Origin of the sequence: Paenibacillus sp. FSL H8-0260 (assembly GCF_045040625.1) — a bacterium.
Lineage (GTDB): Bacteria > Bacillota > Bacilli > Paenibacillales > Paenibacillaceae > Paenibacillus_AQ > Paenibacillus_AQ odorifer.
In genome coordinates, this window is record NZ_CP150298.1 from 550,470 (window position 1) to 569,918 (window position 19,449).

The following is a 19,449-nucleotide window of genomic DNA, read 5'->3' on the forward strand; positions in this document are numbered from 1 at the left end:
CATTCCTCTCGTGGTGTAATGCATCAGCTGGTGACCATGTCTCCTCCATTGACATGAATACATGTCCCGGTAACATACGAAGAATCCGGTCCCGCTAAATAAAGATAGGCTCCTGCTAACTCATATGGCTGTGCGGCACGTTTAAAGGGTGTATCCGTCCCAAATACACTAACCTCATCTGCAGAGTAGCTGGAGGGAATTAGTGGTGTCCATACAGGTCCGGGAGCTACGCTATTGACACGAATGCCAGAGTCTACGAGTGATAAGGCTAAAGAGCGGGTAAAGGAGACGATCGCGCCTTTAGTTGAGGAATAATCTATAAGCTCTTTATTTCCTTGATAGGCAGTAATGGAAGCAGTGTTGATGATGGCTGCGCCTTTTTTTAGATGTGGAAGTGCAGCTTGTGTCAGGTAAAAGAATGGAAATATATTCGTCTGAAACGTTTGGTAGAGCTGTGCTTCCGTGATATCCAGAATACTTTTTTGCGGATACTGGACGCCATGATTGTTGACGAGGATGTCCAGCTTGCCAAAAGTGCGAAGGGTATGCTCCACAGCCTTGAAGCAGTTTTCCTTATGGCGTAAATCAACTTCGATCCGCAAACAACGTTGCCCTAATTCTTCAATTCGCCGCTGAGTGACCTCTGCATCTGAAGCTTCGTATAAATAAGCTATAGCAACATCTGCGCCTTCCTTTGCAAAAGCAATGGCTGCCGCTTTACCAATTCCGCTGTCGCCTCCGGTGATGAGCGCAATTTTTCCTTTTAGCTTTCCGCTGCCGGTGATCTCCGGATTTTCACTGATGGGGCGAGGATTCATTAGACTCTCTAGACCAGGCTGACGGTCTTGGTGCTGTGGGGGAAAAGCAATAGGCTGTTCCTTACATATCGTTTGTTCCCCATAATAGGGGTAGGTGGGGTTCATTTTTACATACACTCCTCCTTGCCTTCTATCTTCCGTATATTTCTATGCATGCGCCTAGAAAAGCGTGCGCTGTTATCCGGTCCTGCCTGTGTTTATAACCTAGTTCGAGGGAGCGTTTGTCAGAGATGAATGATTGGCGAAACATAGATTATCTGAATCGTGGAACTCCAGTGCAAAAAGAGGTCTATACCCTGTTAAGAAAATTAAATATTATGAGTTTGCTGGCCGACTATAACCCGGTGCTGGTTGGCACAGTGCCGCTTGGAATTCAGGTGAAGGGCAGCGATCTGGATATTATTTGTGAGGTGCATGATTCCGTAAAGTTTACGGACATTGTTAGTCGATATTTCGGAACCATGGATGAGTTTACTAGTGTATCGCGTGTGGTTGATGGGGTCCCACGAACGAAAATTAACTTTATGGCCGGTGGCTGGCCTATAGAACTGTTTGGGCAGCCGCGACCCACAGCTCTGCAGAATGGTTACTTACATATGATCATTGAAGCGGAAATTCTAGCTCAGCTGGATAATGATTTTCGCCAGCAGATCATTACAATGAAAACAAACGGGTGGAAGACCGAACCTGCCTTCGCGCAAGTGCTGGGCTTGGAAGGTGACCCTTATGAAGCGCTGCTGATGCTGGAAAAGCTTCCGCGGAGTGCTCTTTATGCTCTTTGTCATTCTATACAAGCGAGGGGATAGACATGAATTATCGAGAGATGATTGCGGATGATTATGAAGCTACCTACCAGCTATGGGAAAATACAGAGGGAATGGGACTTAGTGAAGCGGATTCGAGACTGGAGATTACGTGTTATCTGGAGCGTAATGCTGGCTTCAGCCAGATCTGCGAGAATGAAGACGGCCGGATTGTAGGAACTGCATTGTGTGGACATGATGGGCGAAGAGGTTATATGTATCATGTTGCAGTTAGTAATGACTGCCGAGGCATGGGCATCGGGCGTGAGCTTGTAAAGCGTTGTCTCGGTAATTTACATGCAGCTGGTATCGCAAAATGTCATCTGATGGTGATTGGAACCAATGAACAAGGAAGAGGATTCTGGGAAGGGATAGGCTGGCAGTATAGAGGTGGAATTATGTTATACTCCCAGGATATCTTGTGATACATAAGATGCGAAATGAAAATACTATCTAAGTAAAATATCATTAGATTAGAAGTGGATATATCACAGCAAATGTAACGGTGAACTCCGACTGCCAGTGCAGTATACTATATATGAGTTTGATAATTGCCTATTTTGCAGGCAGGAGGTCTTTTATGCGTTTTAAAGATGTGTTTTCAATTATTGGTCCGGCCATGGTCGGGCCTTCAAGCTCGCATACAGCCGGTGCGGCACGGATCGGAAGGGCTGCAAGGCAGGTGCTGGGTGAAGTTCCGCATGTGGCAGAAGTGACGTTTTTTGGTTCTTTTGCAGCTACTTATCAGGGCCATGGCACAGACAGGGCTATTGTCGGAGGACTTTTGGATTACGCTACCGATGATCATCGGTTACCCGACTCTCTGGAGTTAGCGGCTGAAGCTGGGATGGACGTATCTTTTGAGCAAGGAACGGGATTGTTTCCTCATCCTAACACAGTTAAACTGCATCTTATCGGACAAGAGACAGGAAGTGAGCTGACTTTAACGGGGACATCCATCGGTGGTGGAAACATTGAGATCGTCGATGTGGATGGTTTTGGAGTAAAGCTTACGGGAATGTATCCGACGGTATTGATTCATCATATGGATTATTTAGGTGTTTTGGCGAGTGTTACAGAAGTGATGCGTAACGGACAATTTAATATAGGGCATATGTCTCTGGATCGGAAGAATCGCAGCGGTGCAGCCTTAACGGTGCTGGAGCTGGATGAAGCTGCTACTCCAGAGCTTATTGAAGCGCTTAAAGCGCTCACTGCGGTGAAATCGGTGAAATTGGTTAATTTAAACGAGGGTAAGCAAGATGAGAAGGGGAAGGAAAGCTTAACATGAATTTTCAAACACTTAGCCAACTGGCTGTATTATGTGAGGAACGTGGCCTCACCATTGGAGCCCTTATGCTTGAAGAGCAAAGCGCGGAATCGGGACGTTCCAGTGAACAGGAATTTGCCACTATGCGTGAATATTATGGGGTGATGAAAGAGGCTGTTCATCGTGGGATGCATGAAGATACCACTTCGCGCAGCGGTCTTACGGGAATGGATGCCCAGCGTGTAGGAGCCTATAACGCAGCAGATGAACCATGCCTAGGTGGACCCGCTGGTCAAGCAATGGCCTATGCCTTGGCTGTGTCCGAGGTTAATGCCTCAATGGGCCGCATAATTGCTACACCTACCGCAGGTTCATGCGGAATTATTCCGGGTGTATTTCTCAGCTGCCAGGAACGGTTTGGCTGGGATGATGACTATATGGTTACCGGTTTGTTCGCTGCAGGAGCGATCGGTTATGTCATTGCCAACAATTCGTTTGTATCTGGTGCAGAGGGTGGCTGTCAGGCGGAGGTCGGGTCGGCCATCGGGATGGCGGCAGGAGCTTTAACCGAACTGCGTGGAGGAACGCCTGCACAAGCAGTGCATGCTGTTGGACTGGCGCTTAAGAACACCTTAGGACTGATTTGTGATCCGGTGGGAGGACTTGTAGAGATTCCTTGTATCGTTAGAAACGGATTCGGTGCAGTGACCGCGCTCGCCGCCGCCGATATGGCACTAGCTGGCGTACGTAGCGTGATTCCTTCAGATGAAGTAATCAAGGTCATGCTTGAGGTAGGCTCAGCTATGCCAGAAAAACACCGCGAGACCGCAGGTGGCGGATTAGCACAGACACCTACCGGCCGCAAGATCATGCAGGATTTACGTAAAAAGAAGTGATTTTAGAGCATTTTGAAACGTTCCAACTGTTCCCATAATCCTTCCTTCCGAAGGATTTCTGCTTGTTTGGGTCCCAAAAGGTCAAAGTGGGGGAATGGCGAACGATTATGAATATATTTAGCCGGCAGTCCATTTTCCTCACACCAATATGTTAGTCTGGTCAGGTCACTACAGCCGACCTTGGTGACAGTAGTCATGCCGGGAAAACGCGGGTCTAGCCAGTAATGGGTTAAGAAAGCGATCTCTCCTGCGGAGACAGCCTTTTTCCAGCGGGTTAATTCTTCTCTGTTGATGCCGAAGGCCATTACGTCTCCTCCTTATGTAGTATAGTTGACAACATTATAACCCATTGAAAGGGGATTACATCATGAACGGACAGGTAAGAGCCGATATTCGTCCTGGGCTTGAAGTGGATATTGTGCTTAAGCAGGATCAGCCGACGGGTAAGCTAACACATGGAACGGTAAAGGATATTCTCACGAACTCACCTCGACATCCGCATGGCATCAAGGTGCGTTTAACCAGTGGACAGGTAGGACGAGTTAAGAATATTGTTGCTAACTAACAACAATAAACTTTACCTTTGATTTTTATAAAAAAGCGCCCCTAATCAACAGAGATTGGGGCGCTTTTCTTTTTTATCTGCTCATAAAATCCTCAACGGACTGATCGGCTTTGGTCTGATTACATAACGTACAAGCGCAAACGCAATTATCCGGAGTAGTATGGCCACCTTTAGCACGGGGGAGCAAGTGATCTATAGTGTCTCCATAGGAGCCACAGAAGTAGCAAGTATAGTTGTCTCTGGTCAATATATAAGCACGGAAATCCTTATTGCTGTAAATCCGGCGGATGGTTCGGCGATTCACTACGATAGCGGCATGTTCTCTGACTAGAGTAACTGCAAGCTCGTAGTCAATTTCCTGATGCCAGCGCCGTCCTTTATCACTGTGGCCACGCATTAGAATTTTCCCTTTGGCAGAGGGAATCAATTGCGTTGGATCTTCGGGACTCAGTTTCGCGCCTTGAGAATGAGAATGTTTCCTTCGTTGTTCCAAGCCCCGTATGCGCTGATTTGGGTTGGATTGCGGTGAAGAAGCAACCGTGGAAGAAGGCTTTCCTTGTTTGGAGCGTTCCTTGACAGCCAAAGAAGGGGATTGAATGGTATCAGGTTGTACTGGAATGGGACCTGCTGCAAGAGTGAGATCTATGTTTTGTCGTTGTTTGCGGCACTCCCGACAAGCGCCACGGCGAGACTGACCTTTGGAACGTTTGCCGGTACGTTTACGAAATTCAGAGAGCGGCTTCTGTTGCTGGCAATAGGTACATTGTTTGGTGGATAAAAGATGGGTATCGTTCATAGATATGTTAGGTTCAGCGCAACTTAGCGCCCGTCCTGTCTCCTTGTTTTTTAGGATCCAATGTATTTTATTTATTAGATTCAGTCGGCAGGGTTAACATTTCGTTCTAATCTTAGTATAGCGTAAAATACAATCGTTCACATCGCACTCAAAAAAAGCTTAAATACGGCTTTTTGTGTGATATCTGTCTTGGTGACATTCAGGAAAAACATGTAAAATCGAAAAGAGCTGTAAGGAATGCTCTACTTTTTAAACATGGGAAGGGGTACTGAAATGAAGCCAACCAAAAGAAGGCCGTTTACGGTAACATTGCTTTATATTTTTCATATATTTTTGGGGGTTGGAGCGTTAGCAGGAGGCGGGTCAATGGTCATAGATCCTAGTGGTGATCTGATACACATACCCACATCTATGCTGGAAAGATCGCCATTTTCAGATTTTTTAATTCCGGGTATTTTGCTATTCATCGTATTTGGTATCCTGCCCATGCTCGTGTTATATGGGTTGATCAAGAGACCAGAATGGCATTGGGTGAATACGTTGAATCCCTTTAAGAAATTATATAGCTTCTGGGCATTTTCCCTATATATCGGATTTGGTCTAATTATTTGGATTATGGTACAGACGTATATGCTCGACAGTGTGGTAATCATACATCTGGTCTATATGAGTCTAGGGCTTTTGATCCAAGCTGTTACGCTGCTTCCTTCCGTACAAAGTTACTTTTTGCTGGACGGCGGTACCGAAAGACGTTAAAATTGCAGTGAACAGAAGGTATTTCATTAGTCTGGGCAAGGAGTGAACCGGATTGACAACTATATACGATATTGCCAAAAGAACCGGTTACTCTCCTACAACGGTATCCAAGGCGTTTAATAATTATTCCGATGTACGGGAGAAGACTCGCCAGGAAATTTTCCGGGTTGCCCAAGAAATGGGATATTTGCCGAATTCCCATGCCCGTACACTGACTACTAAGAAATCATGGACCATTGGTGTATTGTTTGTAGAGAATACGGGATTTGGTATTCGCCATCCCTTTTTTAGCGCTGTGATCGAGAGCTTTAAGAAGGTTGCTGTGGATAAGGGGTATGCCCTCATGTTTATTTCCAAGGATGTTGGGGGTAAACAAAGCGGGTATTTGGAGAATTGCCGAATCCGTGGTGTAGATGGTGTTGTCGTTTTCTTGTCTGATTACGAGGACCCCTATTTCCGTGAGCTGCTAGAGAGTGATATTCCTACTGTGATTCTGGATTTTGAGACTAACCAGTCGCATACGGTATGTTCGGATAATACGGCTGGAGCTCAGCTTGCGATAGAGTATTTAGTTTCTTTGGGTCATCGCAAGATTGCTCATATTTCCGGGGGGATGAACACTTTTCCCGGTAAAACTCGGGAGTTAGGGTATAAGAACGCTATGAAGCAGCAGGGGCTTGAAGTGCCGGAGTCCTATGTTGTGAATGGAGCTTTTTATTCTCGTGAAAGTGGTTATAACGCGATGCTGGAGCTTCTTAAGCTACCTGATCGGCCAACCGCTGTTTTTGCTTCGGGTGACATGTTAGCTTTAGGGGCTATTATGGCAGCAAAAGATAGTGGACTTTCCGTCCCGCTGGACCTTTCAGTTGTGGGATACGATGATATTGATCTAGCTGAGTATGTTACACCTGCATTGACAACCATTCGTCAGGATACGGCACTTTTAGGAAGCCGGGCAGCGGACATTCTTTTAGCATCGATTGAAGGGAAACAGTTGGATAAGGAAGCGGTTTTAGTTCCGGTAGAAGTGATCGAACGGGAATCCTGTGCACCTCCGGCTAGCGGGAATTAGGGCTGTATCAAATTCCATAACTACAGAGAGCGGGCTGCTATCCACAGGATAAATCTTGACGTAGAGAAAAGAGTCCTGATAAAGTAGAGGACATCATAGCTTGAATTTTTTCTATGCGGTATTTGCTACAGCGTATTCAGAGGAATAGGGCTATAATGGGCATATTGTTATGCCGCTTTTTACCTGCTCTCGTTAGATCATTTTTTTTCGTTATAATCGAAACCGGTTTCGATTATAGGTTTCGAATTGAGATGAAATCAAAATTTACCGAGGGCTTCCTTGAATTTTCTCAAACGTTTCAGTGGCCCATCGCTCCGAACCCTAACATCGGATGGTGATCCAGTAAAGGCAGTGCTTGTTGTTAGTAACAAAACAATTAGAGGAGATGGATGAAATGGCAAAAGTTCAAACTGTAGTAACTGCAAAAGATACAGGGGAACGCTTAACTCCGAAAGAGGCAATTGTTTTTAGCACAAGAGTAGATTCTGGATCTGCCGATGTAGAGCTTAGGCCAGAGCAGGAGTTCCAAAAGATGATCGGATTTGGCGGCGCTTTCACAGAAGCTGCGGCCTATACGTTGTCACGGCTCAGTCCTGAGAAACGGGCAGAGGTTATTCACCGCTATTTTCATCCGGTAGAGGGGTTAGGCTATAACATGGGTCGTGTTCATATCCATAGCTGTGACTTTGCTCTTGGAAATTATACTTATGTCGCTGATCATGATACGGAGCTGGCTACCTTTGATATCTCTCATGATCATAAGTGGGTGCTTCCGCTGATTAAGGATGCAATGCAGGTAAAAGGCGGGCCGTTCACGATGTTGGCGTCTCCTTGGAGCCCTCCGGCATGGATGAAAACAAATGGTGAAATGAATAATGGAGGATCACTCAAGCCAGAATACGCTGAAGTTTGGGCACGCTATTATACCAAATTTATCGAAGCTTATGGGAAGGAAGGCGTACCTATTTGGGCGGTTTCTGTGCAAAATGAGCCGGCTGCTGTTCAAGTCTGGGATTCTTGTATTTATAGTGCGGAAGAGGAACGCGATTTTGTTAAAAATCATCTCGGTCCAGTGATGCAGCAGGCAGGCCATTCCGATGTGAACATTGTCATCTGGGATCATAACCGCGATATTATGGTCGAACGTGCTTCGGTCGTATTGTCTGATCCTGAAGCTGCACAATATGTGTGGGGTACAGGCATCCACTGGTATGGTGGTGAGGAGTTCGACAAGGTAGAAAAGGTACATGATCTATTTCCTGACAAACATCTATTGTTCACTGAGGGCTGTCAAGAGGGCGGCGTCAAGCTTGGCGAATGGTTTACAGGTGAACGTTACGGCAGAAATATGATTGGGGATCTCAATGCATGGACAGAAGGGTACCTGGACTGGAACCTGGTACTGGATGAGACCGGCGGGCCCAATCATGTAGGGAATCTCTGTGATGCCCCAATTATTGCAGATACAACAACAGACGAATTGCACTATAACAGCTCTTATTATTATATCGGGCATTTCAGTAAATTTATCGCGCCAGGTGCGGTACGGATTGGCTTTACTTCTGAAGCGGAAGGAATCCTATCCACAGCATTCCGTAATCCGGACGGCAGCATTGCTGTCATATTGATGAATGAGAGCGAAGAAGTTCGCGCAGTAACCCTGGGGCTTGGCGAAGAGATTGCCAACTGCGAGCTATCCCCTCATTCTATCGTAACGCATCTGATTTCATAAATAAGTAACAGTTTAGGAGGACATTAACGTGAGTAATTATTATTTCCAATCAGGTAACTTTGTAATGGAGCAGTTTGATACAGGAAAGCCTTTCTCTAGTTTCCTGCCAGGTCTTGCAGGTCTTAAGGGAATTCCAATGTGGACTTTTTATGTAAACCGGGGGCAAGCGATTTGCAGCTTTGGGGTACGCGACAAGAACTCGCCAATCATGGAATTCTCTCCAGCAAATATCTCTTATAAAGACGTAGGAACCACCGGATTCCGAACCTTTATTAAAATAAAAGGCGAGCAAGAGATTTATGAGCCATTTCAATCGGCACGTCCAGATCCTGCCGCCAAGCGGATCATGACCATTTTGCCTAACGGACTGACCCTTGAAGAAAGCCATGCCGGGCATGGGCTGAAGACGACTGTACACTATTTTAATCTGCCTAATGACGATTATGCCGCGTTGGTACGTCGGGTGGAGATTGAGAATATCGGTGGCAAAGAGATTGAGCTGGAGCTGATGGATGGTCTGCCTGAGATTTTACCTTACGGAGTAGAAAACAGCGGCTACAAGGAGATTGGTAACCTGCTGCGCAGCTGGATGGACGTATACAATCTGGAGAACGGTATTCCGTTCTATAAGCTGCGTTCCAGCACCAATGATAGTGCACAGGTTAGCGAAATCACAAATGGACATTTCTATCTGTCGTTTACTGGAGAAGGAGAAAAAGTCGCGCCAATCGTTGATTTCGAACTTATTTTCGGCGGCAATACCTCTCTTACTTACCCAGACCGCTTTGCGGGATTAACGCTTTCGGAGCTGAGTGAGCTTCCACAATATCCAGTCAATAAGGTTCCTTGCGGCTTCAGTGGTGTGGCTAGACGTTTGGCACCCGGCAGCAGCTTGACCCTGAATACTTTGGTTGGGCATGTAAATGACATCGACAAAATCAATAAAAAGGCGGAGCAGTTATGCCGGGATGAATATATCCTGTCCAAATCCAAGGAAGCCGCAGGTCTGACAGAGCAATTAACAGAAGACATTGCCACGCACACTTCATCGGCTGTGTTTGATGCTTATTGCCGTCAGTCCTATCTCGATAACTTCCTGCGCGGAGGCTATCCTTTTATTTTTGACAATGGCGGAGATGGCTTTGTAGTTCATTTATATTCCCGCAAGCATGGCGATTTGGAGCGCGACTATAACTTCTTCTCACTTGCCCCAGAATATTATTCACAGGGGAACGGTAACTTCCGTGACATGAATCAGAACCGCCGGAACGATGTGTTTTTTAATCCGAAGGTGGGCAGCTTCAACATCAAAATGTTCTATAGCTTGATTCAAGCAGATGGCTACAATCCACTAAGTGTTCAAGGAACAACCTTTGAAGTGAAGCCAGACAGCAAAGCGAAGGCTGCGGAATGGATCGGAGAAGCGGCTGCGGATCATCAAGCTGAGCTTGTTAAGCTATGCAACAGCCGGTTCACCCCAGGCAGCCTGATCAATTACATTGCGGATCAAAACGTTACGCTGAAGGTTAGTGAGCAGGAGTTTCTGTCGGGTCTGCTGGCTCTTTCACAGCAAAACATTGAGGCTGCTTTTGGCGAAGGCTTCTGGTCTGATCACTGGACATATAATTTGGATCTCGTAGTAGGTTATTTGGATATTTTCCCTGACAAGAAGCAGGAGCTTTTATTTGGGGATAGTACTTATGCGTTCTATGACAGCCCAGCATATGTGCTGCCCCGTAGTGAGAAGTATGTAATTAGTGACGGAAAAGCCCGGCAATATGGCGCCCTCCTTGAGGATGAGGAGAAGCTGCATAAGCTGAAATGGAAAGCTGGAGATACCCATTGGCTGCGTACCAAAGGTGGGCAAGGTGCTATTTACCACACCAATCTGTTCGTGAAGATGTTGTCTCTTGCTTTGAATAAATTTGCTACGCTTGACCCTTACGGCATGGGTGTGGAGATGGAAGGCAACAAGCCGGGCTGGAACGATGCTATGAACGGTCTGCCGGGATTGTTTGGCTCCGGAATGAGTGAGACTTTTGAGCTGAAGCGTACTGTAGTCTTATTGCTGGATGTGCTGAACGGTGCTGAGAATGTACAGGGAGCTGTAAAGCTGCCAGAAGAAATCGCGGAGCTGCTTGAAGCGGTATATCACGCGGTAACTGCTGTCCTAGCAGGAGAAGTGGAACAATTCAACTATTGGGATACAGTAGCTTCAGCCCGTGAAGCTTATAGAGCAAGTATCCGGTTTGGAATTACGGGTGCTGAAACTGAAGTAACCTTGGAACACATCCGCGAAGCCCTTTCCAAGTTCCTGGTTAAAATTGATGAGGGGATCAACAAGGCGGTAGAAATGGGCAATGGACTTACCCCAACCTATTTCCGTTTTGAAGCGGAGAAATTCCATCAGGTAACAGATGCTGAGGGTCAGCCAGTCATTAGCGGATACGGATTGCCAAAGGCTGTGGTAGAGGAGTTTAAGGCTTATGCCTTGCCTTATTTCCTTGAAGGACCTACCCGCTGGTTGAAGACGATGAAGAATCCGGTGCAGGCAAAAGAAATCTATAATCTGATTAAGCAAACAGAGCTGTATGATCAGGCAACATCTATGTATCAGACCTCTGTTAGTCTAGATGGTGAATCGCATGAAATCGGACGGATGAGAGCCTTCACACCAGGCTGGCTAGAACGGGAGTCTAACTTCCTGCACATGTCCTATAAGTATTTGCTTGAGCTGCTGAAGGGCGGGCTGTATGAGGAATTCTACGGCGAGCTGAAGACGTCGCTGGTGCCATTCCTTGATCCTGCTGTTTATGGACGCAGTACACTGGAGAATTCATCATTTATCGCAACTGGAGGCAATCCTGATCCAAATAACCATGGTAGGGGGTTCGTAGCGAGACTTAGTGGATCGACCGCGGAATTCTTAAGCATGTGGAGAACAATGATGGCTGGAAGCCATGTTTTCAGAATGGAGGATGGAGCGCTTACGCTGTCTCTCGATCCGGTATTGCCAGGATGGCTGTTTGATGAAGAGGGCAAACTGTCTTTCACTTTCCTAGGGAATACGGAGGTAATCTATTCTAATCCAAAACGTGAAAATACCTTTGGCGAGAAGAAGGTTAGCATTCAATCTTTGATGCTTGTATACCGCAATGGAACTGTGACTAAAATATCTGGAGCGTTCGTGCGCGGTGCAGAGGCAGAGGCTCTGCGGCGTGGAGAAATCGTGCAAATTCAAGCAGTATTAGCATAAAAATAGAGGGGCGAGCTGCGGCTCGCCCTTAAATTTTCACTCAATCCGAAAAATGGTACCTATAATCCGAAATTCAAAGCCTTACGGAGACAGGCAAAAGCAAATACAATGGATACATAAACATTGTAAGCGCTTTAGATTAAATACAGATATAGAGCCTGGAGGTCCAAAGGATGGAGAACAAAAAAAGCATGGAAGTAAGCTCAGCGATGAAGCCGTTAATTCCTGGCAATTTCGAAACCGGTAAAGTAAATCGGAGCCCGCTTTGGAAGAGGTTCATTGCCCAGCGCCATTTGCAGACAATGGCTCTACTCGGCATTGCGTGGATGATAATCTTTAACTACATTCCCATGTATGGAATTATCATTGCTTTTAAAGATTACAACATCGTTAAAACGATTGCAGAAGCCCCATGGGTGGGACTTACACATTTCAAAGAGTTCATGGATGATGACAATCTCTCGAATGTAATTAAAAATACGCTCGGCATCAGCTTGTTTAAGCTAATTATCGGATTTCCATTGCCAATAATATTTGCTCTATTTCTGAATGAAGTTCGTTCAATGAAATTCAAGAAGACCATACAGACGATTTCGTATTTGCCCCACTTTCTCTCATGGGTGGTACTCGGAGGGATTTTGGCTACATGGCTTGCTGATGTAGGAATTATCAATAACATTTTGCTAGCGCTTCATCTGATTGATCAGCCAATTACATACTTGGCTGAGCCTGGTTACTTCTGGACAATTATTATCTCCTCTGATATCTGGAAAGAACTTGGATGGTCAGCGATTATCTATTTAGCAGCAATTTCCGGTGTATCTCCTGAAATGTACGAGGCGGCGACAATCGACGGCGCGGGCAGATTTCAGAAGATGTGGTATGTTACCTTGCCGGCGATTAAATCGACAATCAGCATTCTCTTCATTCTCGCGGTCAGCGGAGTGCTGAACTCCAACTTTGATCAGATTCTGGTCCTGCGCAACTCACTGAATGATAGTGCAAGTAATGTAATTGATTACTATGTGTACTATACAGGGATTCTCTCAGGCCGCTTCTCTTACTCAACTGCAGTTGGATTGTTAAAATCGGTTATCGCTCTAATCTTGCTGCTGATTGCCAACCAAGTATCTAAAAAAATCAACGATACATCGTTGTTCTAGGATAAGGAGGACCATATATGTTTGCACTTAAGCGTAAAACGAAGGGCGAGGCCCTGTTCGATATCATCAATAACCTCATCATGTTATGTATCTGCTTCATAACGCTTTACCCGATCTGGTACGTATTGGTTAACGCCTTCAATAACGGTAATGACGCCATGCGGGGAGGAATCTACTGGTGGCCGCGGATGTTCAGCTTTGAGAATTTCGAGGCCGTGTTTGCCAGCCCCGGCATCATGCAGGCGATGTGGGTTACTGTCGCCAAAACACTTTTGGGTACTGTACTGCATGTATTTTTCACAGCGATGGTAGCTTATGCATTCTCCAGAAAAAACCTCATTGGTGGTAAGTTCTACATGCTGATGGGTACAGTGACTCTCTTTTTTGGCGGGGGACTCATTCCTACCTTCCTGCTGATGAAGGACCTTCACCTATTGGAGAATTTCCTAGTCTATATTATTCCGGTTATGTTTAGCTTCTTTGATCTTATTATCTTCATGACCTTCTTCCGGGAGATTCCCGATGGGCTGGAAGAAGCGGCACGGATTGACGGTGCTAATGATTGGTCCATCTTTCTAAGAATCGTACTTCCAGTATCCATGCCTGTAATTGCTACCATTGCGCTGTTCCATGGCGTGTATCAGTGGAATGATTACTTCACGGGTATGATCTATATCAATAATACTGATCTACAGCCGATTCAGACGTATTTGTTCCGGGTCGTCGCACAATCGAGCTCTAGTCAAATGATGGTCGCTGTACAAGGCAGCAGCGTTACGAGAAGCGTAACGTCACAGTCCATTAAGCTGGCGACGATGGTAGTGACCACACTGCCGATAGTATTCGTGTATCCGTTCCTGCAGCGTTATTTTGTTAAAGGGATGATGATCGGCTCCATTAAGGGCTGATGTCTAGCAGTGATAACTCCTCCGGTTGCCTACAGCTGTAGGCACTGGGGTTGAGCTTATAATTAACATTCATAGAAAAGGGGTAAACAAGCATGGGCATGAAACGTAAGCCAAAAGCAATGGGAGTTCTGCTTCTCGCAATAATGATGTCATTGTCAGCCGCAGGCTGCTCCAGCGGGAATAATGCTGGCAAGAATGCCGAAGGTAATGCTAACAGCGCTAAAGCTACTAATACGGAGGCAAGTGCTGAACCGACTGCTGCTGCATTATCAGCAGATGAACCGGGATGGAAGATTGATACTTCACCTATTACATTTGACTGGTACCTGAACTTCTCATGGTTCCCTAATAAATGGGGCGTGGACCCAACCTCCCAATATGTAACTAAGAAGACCGGAGTTGATATTAATTTCATCGTTCCGGCTGGTAACGAGAATGAGAAGCTTAACACGCTGATTGCATCCGGTAAATTGCCTGATTTCATCACTTTGGGCTTCTGGGAAGATGCGATTAAGAAAATGGTCGAAGGTGAACTTGTTCTTCCATTGAACAAACTTGCTGATGAATATGATCCGTACTTCTTTAAAGTATCCGATGCTGATAAGCTGGGCTGGTATACACAAGAAGACGGCAATGTGTATGGCTATCCTAACTCTTCTTCCTCTCCTGCCGACTATGAGAAATATGGAGAAAATTACGTATCCAACCAAGTATTCGCTGTCCGCAAGGATATGTATGAAGCTATTGGAAGTCCAGATATGCGCACACCAGAAGGTTTCTTGAATGCGCTTAAATTAGCGAAAGAGAAATTCCCTGACGTAAATGGACAGCCGCTTATTCCACTTGGTTTGCATGAATTTACCGAGAACGGTAACGATTCTTTGGAAGGTTACCTGCAGAACTTCTTGGCAATCCCAAGAGAAAAAGATGGCAAGGTATATGCTCGTGAAACCGATCCTGAATATATCCGCTGGATGAAGGCACTTCGTCAAGCGAATCAAGACGGTCTGCTGGCTAAAGATATCTTTATCGACAAACGCCCACAAATGGAAGAAAAAATTGCCCAAGGCCGTTATTTCGCAATGCTGTATCAACGTACAGACTTTGCAGCACAACTAGGAACGATTTACCAACAGGATCCAACTAAAACGTATATCGCTGTTGACGGACCTTCCAATACGAACTTGGATAAACCAACCCTTGATGGCCCTGGTATCTCCGGTTGGACGGTAACACTGATCTCCAAAGATGTTAAGGATAAAGCACGTGCTATCCGCTTCCTCAGCTACTTGAACAGTGAAGAAGGCAACAAAGACTTGTTCTTAGGCGAAAAAGGTGTCAGCTACGATACGATTGATGGAAAAGATCAATTTAAACCAGAAGTGTTTGATTTGATGAATAAAGACCGTTCGACGTTTGATAAGCAAATCGGATCTTCCTTTACATTCTGGATGCTGCAAAATACGAATATCACAGACCAATGGGCTCCTAAATCGGTAGAACCATTTAAGCAATTGGAAGATTGGACTAGAGGTAAATCCATAGGCTCCTCGGAGTTCCAACAAATCGAACCAACAGGAAACTCTCCTGAAGGTATCATCGCTTCGAAGCTGAAACAGCTGCGCGGTAAAACTATGCCGAAATTGCTCATGGCTTCCTCCGATGCGGAATTCGATAAGATTTGGAATGAGTATTTAGAGAAGAGAAAGAAGGAAGGCGAAGATGTATTTGATGCCTACCAACAAAAGAAATATGAAGAGAATAAAGTGAAGCTGTCCATAAAATAAAAAGCATGACCCAAAATGCCCGCTAACTGCGGGCTTTTGGGTTATTTTCGAATTATAATAAGGAATAGATATTAAGTATTTGAATATTCACTATTTTAGCGAGGTGGACAGGACAGAAGTGTATAAAGTGAATAGGCGAGATCGAACCAGAGCATTATGGCATTCTTTTAGTTATTGGTGGGGGCGAAGATCACTTCAGAGCCGTTTAATTGCAGCTTATGTTTTTATTGTTTTAGGCCCGTGTATGCTGGTTTCTGTCTACTCCTATAAAGCCATTAATAATACCTATCTCCGCGATGCCGTCGAGAAAAATGATTATTTGTCGCAAATGGAGAAGCTGCATATTCATAATCAGATCGAAGCGATGGAACGGGCGGCGCAAATGGCTTATTCTGATGCCGAAGTAGAAAAATTCTTAGCGAATGAAACCGAACCGCAGCTAGTAGATTTGGTTGATTTTAATACAAATGCTTATGTGAATATGACTCGTATTCAATTTAATAATCCGAATATTGAGCATTTACGGCTGTATTCGAGAAGTAATAAGGTGCATGAAATTTGGCCGATTATCTTTCGCGAAGAGCGGGTTTCTTCCACCCCATGGTTTCAGAAAGCGCTTCAATTGAAGGGGCAGGAATACTGGTCTTTTCAGAAAAATGATCCGGATTTGATGCAGAGATACTTGGGAGCACCGACGGAGAGTCTGCCAAAGGTTTCTTTGCTGCGTGAGAAGAGTCGGCCAGCAGACAATCATATCGGCATGGTGCAGGTGGATATGCTGCTTAGTCGATTTACACCCAAGACGTATACAGATGTACGGGATAATCAGACCCAGATGTTTCTTGTGGATAGTGAGCTGCAGCTTTTCACCAGGCCGGACAATTCTTTTTTGCAGGATAATCTAGAGATGGCTGATATGATTGCAGAACGGTATAAGCAGTTCCGGGAAACTGGCGAATGGGACAGTAATTACTCGGAGAATGGTAAATCGTTTTTGTTAATTAACACTCCGCTAGAACGAATTGATGCTTATTTGTTAAATGTAGTGTCAATGGAAGGAGTGATGAAGGATATCTCCCGCACGCGCAACTTAATCATTGGAGCCAATGTTGGTTTTATTACTTTACTAACGCTGATCGCTTATGTGACAAATGCCTTTATTCTAAAAAATCTGCGTAGATTGACCGAAACGATGAAAAAAGTGCGTAGAGGTGAAGCGTACACTGGAATAATGATTCGTGGTGGAGGGGAAGTCGGGGAGCTTGCCCATCATTTCTCCAAGCTGATGAACACCATCAATACGTTGGTGGCTCAGGCAGTGAGCAAGCAGGCGTTGTCTAAAGAGGCTGAACTGCGTACGCTGCATAACCAGATTGACGCACATTTTTTATATAATACGCTGGAAAATATAAAAATGCTGGCTGAAATTGAGAACCAGCGAACGATCTCGGACGCACTGACCTCGCTGGGTGGGATGATGCGCTATAATTTTAAATGGTCCGGAGAGTATGTGAAGCTGCGGGATGAAGTCCGCCACATTGAAAATTACATTGAAGTGATGAATATTCGTTTTGAATATCCGGTTAAGTTAGTGCTTCATATTGAACCTCGATATTTGGAGCTGGAGGTGCTGAAAATGTCACTGCAGCCTATTGTAGAGAACAGTGTTAAGCATGCTTGGTGCGACGAGAAAGAGAATTTACAGGACCCGAACATTCATATTCATATTTCGGAAACGGAAGGTGATATTTGCATAGAGCTTCGTGATAATGGCATCGGCTTAACTCCAGAGCGTTTGGTTGCTTTGAACGAGGCGATTTATGCGAAAGATGAGCGCTGTGAGAGTGCTTCAGAACAGAGGGATGTTGACCGCCGAACAGGTGGTATTGGACTGAGAAATGTACATCAGCGACTGCAAATCTTTTATGGTGATGAATATGGGCTTGTAGTACAGAGTGAAGCAGGGAGTTGGACGATGGTACGTCTGACCTTGCCGAAAGTTCTTTTGACAGGAGAAAAACAACTATGAAGAAGCTACTGATCATTGATGATGAAAAGAATATCCGTTACGGTCTCAAGACTATGATAGAAAGAGAATTTCCGTCCGTGTATACCATCACAATGGCGAGTAATGGCGCAGAGGGTTTCGAGATATTTAAGACCGAAGGTGCAGATATTATTATTACAGATATACGTATGCCAGTGATGGATGGAATTACACTGTTGGAGCAGATATCTAAGCTAAAAAGTGGTGAGAAAAGCCCAGCAGTGCTCATCTTAAGCGGTTATGATGATTTCGAATATGCCAAAAGCGCGATTCGTTATCGCGTAAAGGATTACTTGCTGAAGCCGATTCGCCGAGATGAGTTGTTCGAAATTTTGAAGAATATCGATAAGGAACAGGAAGAACAGGATCTCAGCGCAAGGCAGCTGGAACAGGAAACGGAACACTTCCGCAGGGAACTGCGGTCCAGTCGTTTACGGGGACTGCTAATGCAGCAGGAGGTTCCGCTGGAGCGTGAGCAGCAAGAGTGGCTAAGTGATCTGCAAGCACCTTTTACAGTTGGTGTGTTGAATTACTATTACAATGACGGAACAAGAATGAAGTCGGGGGATGTTCAGGGACTGGCGGAACGATTGATCGGACCGCTTGAAAAGTTTTTCTCGGAAATCACAACGGATTGGGATGGCAAATTAGTCTTGATCGGGAGCAGAAAACAGGATTTTATAGAGCTGTCCAGACAAGCTGAAGCTAAGGAAATAAAGGGATTATCGATTGGGATTAGCAGCGAAGGAGGAAGTCTTGAGGACCTCCGTTCCTGTTATAAGGAAGCATGCCGGGCACTGCAATATACTTTTTTATATCCGCAAGTGAGTTTGTTGGATTATGGGGATGTTGGTCAGGGACGGTCTAACTTTCCGTTACCTAAGGAAGAGCTTCGCAAGCTGCTCAATATGCTGGGAACAGAACGCGAGAAGGAGATGAAGCATCTTCTATCTGTGATTTTTCAAACTGAGCATTTGAAGGAACTGGACCTAGCTTATCTGGAGTCCGTGGGACAGAATGTAAACGAACTGGTGTTGGATGAAGTATTTCGGGTACATGGCGAAGCCTCGGTAGAGGTATTGAAGCTGTATCGCACGGTAGGCAATATGTACAACTATCGTCATTTCCACGAATATTATCGTGCGCTGGAGAACTTACTCTTGAGTGTGAATGAATACATTGTAGGCGTAAGGTCCGCGCATACCGAGCATGCGGATATGGAAGAGGCACTGAGCTATATTGAAGCCAACTACGCCCGTCCACTGAATATGGCTATGGTCAGCAATCATGTATCCTTGAATTATTCTTATTTTAGCGAAGCCTTTAAGGCATATACCGGTGAGAATTTTGTTATTTATTTAAAAAAGGTCCGCATCCGTCATGCTAAAGAGCTATTGGCAAAAGGCTGCAGTAAACTCGCAACAGTCTCAGAAGAGGTAGGCTTCGAGAACAGTAAACAATTTGCCCGTGTTTTTAAAGAGCTGGAAGGGATTTCCCCAGGTGATTATAGAGCGAAAATAGTATCCGAAGAGTGTTGAGGCTATTGAAGATGCATTTAGAAGCGGCCCTCCTATATAATG

17 protein-coding genes are annotated in these 19,449 nt (G+C 45.3%); 14 read left to right on the forward strand and 3 right to left on the reverse strand.

The features are described from left to right. Positions 1-23: 23 nt before the first annotated feature. On the reverse strand, positions 24-923 hold the full coding sequence (locus MHI51_RS02440) for an SDR family oxidoreductase (protein WP_076142074.1): 900 nt from the start codon (positions 921-923) through the stop codon (positions 24-26). A gap of 125 nt (positions 924-1,048) precedes the next feature. On the opposite strand from MHI51_RS02440, the gene MHI51_RS02445 reads away from it, so the two are divergent. The 4 genes from MHI51_RS02445 (at position 1,049) to sdaAA (ending at position 3,787) form a co-directional block, all read left to right on the forward strand. Next, positions 1,049-1,624 carry a DUF4269 domain-containing protein gene (locus MHI51_RS02445; RefSeq protein WP_076276008.1) on the forward strand — a complete coding sequence of 192 codons (576 nt, stop codon included), beginning with the start codon at positions 1,049-1,051 and terminating at the stop codon, positions 1,622-1,624. 2 nt (positions 1,625-1,626) lie between these two features. Further along, positions 1,627-2,046, forward strand: a complete 420-nt coding sequence (locus tag MHI51_RS02450) for a GNAT family N-acetyltransferase (RefSeq protein ID WP_405173551.1) — start codon at positions 1,627-1,629, stop codon at positions 2,044-2,046. Between the two features lie 155 nt (positions 2,047-2,201). Further along, entirely contained in the window at positions 2,202-2,912 is a 711-nt protein-coding gene (gene sdaAB / locus MHI51_RS02455; protein ID WP_405173552.1) for an L-serine ammonia-lyase, iron-sulfur-dependent subunit beta, read from the forward strand. Further along, entirely contained in the window at positions 2,909-3,787 is an 879-nt protein-coding gene (sdaAA, locus tag MHI51_RS02460) for an L-serine ammonia-lyase, iron-sulfur-dependent, subunit alpha (protein WP_076124557.1), read from the forward strand. The genes sdaAB and sdaAA overlap by 4 nt, the downstream gene beginning before the upstream one ends. Before the next feature lie 2 nt (positions 3,788-3,789). Here the strand turns inward: sdaAA and MHI51_RS02465 are convergent, their stop codons facing one another. After that, the gene (locus tag MHI51_RS02465) at positions 3,790-4,092 is read right to left on the reverse strand and encodes a hypothetical protein (protein ID WP_076124555.1); all 303 of its coding nucleotides are present in this window, start codon (positions 4,090-4,092) and stop codon (positions 3,790-3,792) included. Between the two features lie 62 nt (positions 4,093-4,154). Between MHI51_RS02465 and MHI51_RS02470 the strand changes: the two genes are divergently transcribed. Next, on the forward strand, positions 4,155-4,352 hold the full coding sequence (locus MHI51_RS02470) for a YwbE family protein (protein WP_036682616.1): 198 nt from the start codon (positions 4,155-4,157) through the stop codon (positions 4,350-4,352). A 73-nt stretch (positions 4,353-4,425) separates the two neighbouring features. Here the strand turns inward: MHI51_RS02470 and MHI51_RS02475 are convergent, their stop codons facing one another. Beyond that, positions 4,426-5,148, reverse strand: coding sequence for an HNH endonuclease (locus MHI51_RS02475; protein WP_076185211.1), 723 nt, complete (start codon positions 5,146-5,148; stop codon positions 4,426-4,428). A gap of 366 nt (positions 5,149-5,514) precedes the next feature. Here MHI51_RS02475 and MHI51_RS02480 point away from each other — a divergent pair, with 366 nt between their 5' ends. The 9 genes from MHI51_RS02480 (at position 5,515) to MHI51_RS02520 (ending at position 19,407) form a co-directional block, all read left to right on the forward strand. Further along, entirely contained in the window at positions 5,515-5,904 is a 390-nt protein-coding gene (locus MHI51_RS02480; protein WP_405173553.1) for a hypothetical protein, read from the forward strand. Positions 5,905-5,956: 52 nt separating this feature from the next. Next, on the forward strand, positions 5,957-6,976 hold the full coding sequence (locus MHI51_RS02485; RefSeq protein WP_405173554.1) for a LacI family DNA-binding transcriptional regulator: 1,020 nt from the start codon (positions 5,957-5,959) through the stop codon (positions 6,974-6,976). 394 nt (positions 6,977-7,370) lie between these two features. After that, positions 7,371-8,708, forward strand: coding sequence for a glycoside hydrolase family 30 protein (locus MHI51_RS02490; RefSeq protein ID WP_339246111.1), 1,338 nt, complete (start codon positions 7,371-7,373; stop codon positions 8,706-8,708). Between the two features lie 28 nt (positions 8,709-8,736). Further along, positions 8,737-11,964, forward strand: a complete 3,228-nt coding sequence (locus MHI51_RS02495; RefSeq protein ID WP_405173555.1) for a cellobiose phosphorylase — start codon at positions 8,737-8,739, stop codon at positions 11,962-11,964. Between the two features lie 173 nt (positions 11,965-12,137). Beyond that, the gene (locus tag MHI51_RS02500) at positions 12,138-13,127 is read left to right on the forward strand and encodes a sugar ABC transporter permease (protein ID WP_036682605.1); all 990 of its coding nucleotides are present in this window, start codon (positions 12,138-12,140) and stop codon (positions 13,125-13,127) included. A 17-nt stretch (positions 13,128-13,144) separates the two neighbouring features. Continuing rightward, positions 13,145-14,035, forward strand: a complete 891-nt coding sequence (locus MHI51_RS02505) for a carbohydrate ABC transporter permease (RefSeq protein ID WP_036682603.1) — start codon at positions 13,145-13,147, stop codon at positions 14,033-14,035. A 92-nt stretch (positions 14,036-14,127) separates the two neighbouring features. Beyond that, the gene (locus MHI51_RS02510) at positions 14,128-15,822 is read left to right on the forward strand and encodes an extracellular solute-binding protein (RefSeq protein WP_036682600.1); all 1,695 of its coding nucleotides are present in this window, start codon (positions 14,128-14,130) and stop codon (positions 15,820-15,822) included. A 118-nt stretch (positions 15,823-15,940) separates the two neighbouring features. Continuing rightward, a complete protein-coding gene (locus MHI51_RS02515; protein ID WP_081387132.1) occupies positions 15,941-17,851 on the forward strand; it encodes a sensor histidine kinase in 1,911 nt (636 codons plus the stop codon). Next, the gene (locus MHI51_RS02520; protein WP_341001004.1) at positions 17,848-19,407 is read left to right on the forward strand and encodes a response regulator; all 1,560 of its coding nucleotides are present in this window, start codon (positions 17,848-17,850) and stop codon (positions 19,405-19,407) included. The genes MHI51_RS02515 and MHI51_RS02520 overlap by 4 nt, the downstream gene beginning before the upstream one ends. The last annotated feature ends 42 nt before the right edge of the window (positions 19,408-19,449 follow it).

Bases quoted from the DNA above. Each gene is read 5' to 3' on its own strand.
- MHI51_RS02470 (WP_036682616.1), top strand. From the start codon at position 4,155: ATGAACGGACAGGTAAGAGCCGATATTCGTCCTGGGCTTGAAGTGGAT.
- MHI51_RS02475 (WP_076185211.1), bottom strand. From the start codon at position 5,148: ATGAACGATACCCATCTTTTATCCACCAAACAATGTACCTATTGCCAG.
- MHI51_RS02520 (WP_341001004.1), top strand. From the start codon at position 17,848: ATGAAGAAGCTACTGATCATTGATGATGAAAAGAATATCCGTTACGGT.
- MHI51_RS02445 (WP_076276008.1), top strand. From the start codon at position 1,049: ATGAATGATTGGCGAAACATAGATTATCTGAATCGTGGAACTCCAGTG.
- MHI51_RS02465 (WP_076124555.1), bottom strand. From the start codon at position 4,092: ATGGCCTTCGGCATCAACAGAGAAGAATTAACCCGCTGGAAAAAGGCT.
- sdaAB (WP_405173552.1), top strand. From the start codon at position 2,202: ATGCGTTTTAAAGATGTGTTTTCAATTATTGGTCCGGCCATGGTCGGG.
- MHI51_RS02490 (WP_339246111.1), top strand. From the start codon at position 7,371: ATGGCAAAAGTTCAAACTGTAGTAACTGCAAAAGATACAGGGGAACGC.
- MHI51_RS02510 (WP_036682600.1), top strand. From the start codon at position 14,128: ATGGGCATGAAACGTAAGCCAAAAGCAATGGGAGTTCTGCTTCTCGCA.
- MHI51_RS02500 (WP_036682605.1), top strand. From the start codon at position 12,138: ATGGAGAACAAAAAAAGCATGGAAGTAAGCTCAGCGATGAAGCCGTTA.
- sdaAA (WP_076124557.1), top strand. From the start codon at position 2,909: ATGAATTTTCAAACACTTAGCCAACTGGCTGTATTATGTGAGGAACGT.
- MHI51_RS02480 (WP_405173553.1), top strand. From the start codon at position 5,515: ATGGTCATAGATCCTAGTGGTGATCTGATACACATACCCACATCTATG.
- MHI51_RS02505 (WP_036682603.1), top strand. From the start codon at position 13,145: ATGTTTGCACTTAAGCGTAAAACGAAGGGCGAGGCCCTGTTCGATATC.
- MHI51_RS02440 (WP_076142074.1), bottom strand. From the start codon at position 923: ATGAACCCCACCTACCCCTATTATGGGGAACAAACGATATGTAAGGAA.
- MHI51_RS02450 (WP_405173551.1), top strand. From the start codon at position 1,627: ATGAATTATCGAGAGATGATTGCGGATGATTATGAAGCTACCTACCAG.